Source organism: Asaia sp. SF2.1 (genome assembly GCF_000505765.1).
In the GTDB taxonomy this organism is placed as follows: domain Bacteria; phylum Pseudomonadota; class Alphaproteobacteria; order Acetobacterales; family Acetobacteraceae; genus Asaia; species Asaia bogorensis.
On sequence record NZ_AYXS01000034.1, the window covers coordinates 166,020 to 169,681 of the forward strand.

Here is a 3,662-nt window from a genome sequence, read left to right on the forward strand (position 1 = left end):
CGCGATTGGCGACCCAGAACCTCGATATCCAGCGTGCCACGGCACAGCTGGCGCAGAGCCGTGCCCAGCTGCTGATGGCTGGTGCGGAGCGCTTTCCCGGGCTTTCTGCCAGCGGGTCCTACACACGCTCGCAGTACAGCACCAAATCGCTGCAGCGCATCCTTTCCGGTGTCGCCAAGGATAATGCGACGGCGCTGGGTCAACAGAATGCCACGCTTCTCGACCAGAGTGTGGGGTCTGCCACGATCCCTGTTCTGAACCAGTGGAAATATTCCATCGACGCCTCTTATGAGCTCGATATCTGGGGGCGCGTGGCGCGTCAGTATGAGGCCGCCAAGGCTGACCTGCAGGCAACCGATGAGGAGCGCCGCGGCGTCCTTATTGCCCAGCAGGCCGATATGGCGAATGACTACCTGACCCTGCGTGGGATGCAGGAACAGCTTCGTATCACCCAGGCCAATCGTGACACACAGGCCCAGACGCTCGCCCTTGCCAGGGAGCGTCAGAAAACCGGGCTCGTCACCGAACTGGACGTGACCAGCGCGGAGAGCCAGCTTGACTCCACCACGGCCCAGATCGCGCAGATCGAGCAGCGTATTGCGCTGCAGATCAACGCCATCAGCCTGCTTCTGGGGTCGCCGCCCGGTACGCTGAACGATGAACTGACCCGTACGGCGGGCATACCGGTTGTGCCGCCGCGCGTGCCGGTCGGTGTGCCAGCCGAGCTGGCCCAGCGTCGTCCCGATATCCGTCAGGCCGAGGCTCAGCTTCATGCGGCTGTGGCCAATGTGGCCGAGGCGGAAGCCGAGTTCTATCCGAAGATCACCATCAGCGCCGATTTCGGTCTGCAATCGCTTTCGTTCCGCGATCTCGGTTTCTGGAACGCGCGCGCCTGGAATCTCGGTCCGTCCATTTCACTGCCGATCTTTCAGGGTGGGCGTCTGCGTGGGCAGTTGATGCTCAATCGTTATGCCCAGAAGGCGGCGGCCATTACCTATCGGCAGACGGTGCTGGGCGCCTGGCGTGATGTGGATAACGCGCTCGTGGCCTATCGCGACGAGCAACGCCGGCGCGACGGGTTACAGGCAGCGGTCGGGGCGGGCCAACGCGCGCTCAAGCTGTCGCAGGAGCAGTATCGCAGCGGTTTGACAACCTACCTCAACGTGCTTTCGGCGCAGCGCGACCTGCTCTCGGCGCAATTGCAACTGGCTGACAGCACGACCACCATCGCAAGCAATCTGGCGCGTCTTTACAATGCGTTGGGCGGTGGCTGGGAAGTGCAGTTCCCGCAAGACAAGCCCGAAGACGCCACGATCCGGCAATTGGGCGAAGACAGTCCCCGTCATGGCTGATCACGTTATTGTTTGAACTTAAGAAAATAATTAGGTGATCTATTAGGGCTCTGTAAGCTTTTTCATCCTGCTCATTGAGAAGGATGGAGAAGTACCATGACGAGCCCTGCTGACCAGCTTCAGAATGTTCTCGGGCAAACTTCCGCCTCTCGACCCTGCAAGCTGGTCATTTTCGGAGCCGGGGGCGATCTGACGCGCCGCCTGCTTCTCACGTCGCTCTACGATCTGGCTGTGGCAAACGCCCTTCCAGCCGGATTTCAGATCATCGCGATTGATCGCGACGAGCAAAAGGCCCAGGACTGGGCCGACCGTCATTTCGCTCTGGCAGAGCAGGATGCAAAAGATCCCTCTGCCGAGTTCTCATGCCCTCATCTAGATCGTGGGGCGTGGGACAGGGTGACCCACAATGCACAATATATAGCGGGCGACTTCACCCGGCCCGAACTTTTCACCACCCTGTCTGAAACCCTCGGTGGGGACAGCGCCATTTTTTATTGCGCGGTCGCGGCCCGTTTCTTCGCGCCGATTGCAACCGCTCTGGGTGAGGCGGGGCTTCTTGCGGAGAAGGCGGGGTTCAGGCGTATCGTGATCGAGAAGCCTTTCGGCCACGATCTGGCATCGGCCAGGGCACTCGATGAGACCCTGCGTCGGCAGGCCCATGAAAGCCAGATCTATCGCATCGATCATTTCATGGGCAAGGAAGCCAATCAGGGTATCCTTGTCGCGCGCTTCTCCAACGTCCTGTTCGAGCCCCTATGGCGTCGCGAATATATCGATCATGTGCAGATCACGGCTGCCGAGACGATTGGCGTTGAAAGCCGGGGCGCTTTCTATGAGCACACAGGTGCTCTGCGCGACATGGTGCCCAACCATCTGTTCGTCCTGCTCAGCCTCATTGCAATGGAGCCACCATCCTCTCTGGCCGCTGAGGCCATACGACAGGAAAAAACGCGATTGCTGGAAGCCATACGCCCGGTGCGCGCGCAGGATTACGTGGCGGGCCAGTACGGGGCAGGTGAGATTGCCGGATCACCCGTCGCGGCCTATCGCAGCGAACCGGGTGTTGCGACCGATAGCCAGACAGAAACCTACGTCGCCATGCGACTGGATATCGATAACTGGCGCTGGGGTGGGGTACCGTTTTATCTGCGCACAGGCAAACGCATGAAGGCCCGGCGTACCGAGATCAACATTGTCTTTAAAAAGCCGCCTTATGCGCTTTTCAATCAGGACATGAACGACCCGCGCACAGGCAATGTCATCCGCTTTCTTCTCGATCCTGTCCGGGGCGTTTCCATAGGGTTTGATGCCAAGCAGCCCGGACTGGAAGAGGTGATTGCCCCCGTGACCAGCAGTTTTCTCTACGACTCGTTTTTCCCGAAGGCGCCGAATGTCGGCTACGAGGCGCTGCTGCATGACTGCATGGCGGGCAACCAGATGCTTTTCCAGAGCGCGGGCACCATTGAGGCCGCCTGGGCGGCGATTGATGATGTCGCAACCACTCCCGTCACGCCTTGCCTCTATGAAGCGGGGTCACAGGGACCTGCCGAGGCGGATGCCCTGCTTGCCCGCGATAAGCGACAGTGGCTTCCGGTGGCCTGATTGACGTCGGGCCTCTTCTCCTCGCGTGGTCATTGTTCTGGCCGGCCAGATGCTATTGGTCGGCTTTGCGGGGGCGGGGGTCATCCCTGGTCGGGATGGCGCCTTGTTCATATTCCTGTTTCACATAGGGGTTCACCAGCCTCGGGTCGAAAGAACTGCGAATGAGTATGGCAATTGAGAATCATGCCGTGATTGGCGATCTGCGCACGACAGCGCTTGTCGCGCTGAACGGATCGATCGATTTCATGTGCTGGCCGCGTTTTGACAGCCCGAGCGTCTTTGCCTCCCTGCTTGAGCCCAGCGCCGGGTTCTTCGAACTCGCGCCCGTTCTCGAAGGCGGGCGTTTCCGGCAGTTCTATGTGCCCGATACGAATGTCCTGCTGACACGCGTTCTGTCACCGGAGGGCGTGAGTGAAATCTCCGACTTCATGACGCTGGCCCCTGATTATCCTGAGCAGCGGGTGATAAGGCGTGTGAAAGCTGTTCGCGGTACGCTTCGCTTCAGGCTGCATTGCGCCCCCCGGTTCGACTATGCCCGTGTTGGCCACAAGGCCCGTGCCTTGAGTGACCGGGTAATCCTGTTCGAGCCTGAGCGACCCGACCTACCGAGCCTGCGTATCAGCTCGACCATACCCATGACGATCATCGGTGATGATGCCTGCGCCGAATTCGTGCTCGAACTGAATGAGACGGCCATTTTCATGCTCG

3 protein-coding genes are annotated in these 3,662 nt (G+C 60.0%); all 3 read left to right on the forward strand.

The annotated features are described in order from the left end of the window. The coding region (locus P792_RS31950) for an efflux transporter outer membrane subunit (protein WP_235075497.1) at window positions 1–1,352 on the forward strand (1,352 nt) is incomplete at its 5' end. A gap of 96 nt (window positions 1,353–1,448) precedes the next feature. Beyond that, on the forward strand, window positions 1,449–2,954 hold the full coding sequence (gene zwf / locus P792_RS0119605; RefSeq protein ID WP_031241228.1) for a glucose-6-phosphate dehydrogenase: 1,506 nt from the start codon (window positions 1,449–1,451) through the stop codon (window positions 2,952–2,954). A 161-nt stretch (window positions 2,955–3,115) separates the two neighbouring features. Continuing rightward, window positions 3,116–3,662: trehalase-like domain-containing protein (locus P792_RS38030; RefSeq protein WP_035440234.1), on the forward strand; the 547-nt coding region annotated here is incomplete at its 3' end.

Bases quoted from the DNA above. Each gene is read 5' to 3' on its own strand.
- zwf (WP_031241228.1), top strand. From the start codon at position 1,449: ATGACGAGCCCTGCTGACCAGCTTCAGAATGTTCTCGGGCAAACTTCC.